Here is a 978-nt window from a genome sequence, read left to right as displayed (position 1 = left end):
ATCATTCAAAGTTCTGTTCATGACTACAATGATTGCCGTTCATCTATCGTTTTCAGTGTTTTGGGCGGTTCTTTGTTTATTTACCATACTATGACAGGACGAAAAAATGGTTCCCATCGAATTAATCGCACCTTCCTTAACGGAATTAAGAAAAAAATAGAAAAGACAGATCATAAATAGTAGATCTGTCTTTAATCAGGTTTACTAAGTGTTATCTTTGGTTATGCCAGAAACACCATTGCTTTTTACTGATGCAATACCTGTTTCACGTGATTGAGTACTGGCATACATCTGACTTGTGCCAATAACCTGATGGTTAGCAGCTTTGAGATTAAAAAAGCATTTGCCATTTGAGGACACTTTTTTCTCATAGCGTTCATCGATAGGGCTGTTTGCCTGAACTGATGCAATGCCGTTTTCTGCTGCACCTTTCGTTGTGTAAAGTTCACTGGTAAGAATGATCTCTCCATTACCCGCTTTGAGAACGAACCTGAACTGCCCATCACTGCTTTTGTTTAACTCGAACCATCCGGACATAATAACCCCTTGATTTGTCGTATTAATAATACATGCTCTATGAGGGTACGTATAGCTGTTTAAGTATGTGCATAAACCAGGATATTTTCAAATATTTTGCATGAATTACTGAAAATGGAATTATCTTATGGTCTTCCACACTGGTTATAGTGTTTGCACATTCAGCAGGTATATATCAAAGGATACAGAATTTAACCGTTTACATTTTAAAACTTGTTTTACAATATGCGAGGTTGAGCAAACCCACCGGGTGCGGTAGTGATTTTTTAAATTGTTATATTATTTAATCACTACGCTTGACTTTGCCTCATTATGTGTTAATTAAAAATATGTTGTTGGCGGATTCAACTCCGAAGTGCAACGCTAAGCGGCGGATTCAAGTTCGAAGTGCAACGCTAAGCCGCCTGTCTTAACTCTGCAAAGACCACTGAAGGCTGCCGG

The 978-nt window shown here is 38.2% G+C and carries 2 protein-coding genes; one reads left to right on the top strand and one right to left on the bottom strand.

What is annotated here, in order from left to right:
• A partial coding sequence (locus ACSZO1_RS22495) for a hypothetical protein (protein ID WP_437616608.1) occupies positions 1-180 on the top strand: 180 nt, incomplete at its 5' end.
• Between the two features lie 24 nt (positions 181-204).
• Here the strand turns inward: ACSZO1_RS22495 and ACSZO1_RS22490 are convergent.
• A complete protein-coding gene (locus ACSZO1_RS22490) occupies positions 205-537 on the bottom strand; it encodes a YegP family protein (RefSeq protein WP_437616606.1) in 333 nt (110 codons plus the stop codon).
• Positions 538-978: the final 441 nt, after the last annotated feature.

The organism is Erwinia sp. V71, assembly GCF_965644245.1.
Classification (GTDB): Bacteria; Pseudomonadota; Gammaproteobacteria; order Enterobacterales; family Enterobacteriaceae; genus Erwinia.
This window is presented reverse-complemented; position numbering and strand designations above follow the sequence as displayed.

Coding starts and splice junctions, on each gene's coding strand:
- ACSZO1_RS22490 (WP_437616606.1), bottom strand. CDS start 537: ATGTCCGGATGGTTCGAGTTAAACAAAAGCAGTGATGGGCAGTTCAGG.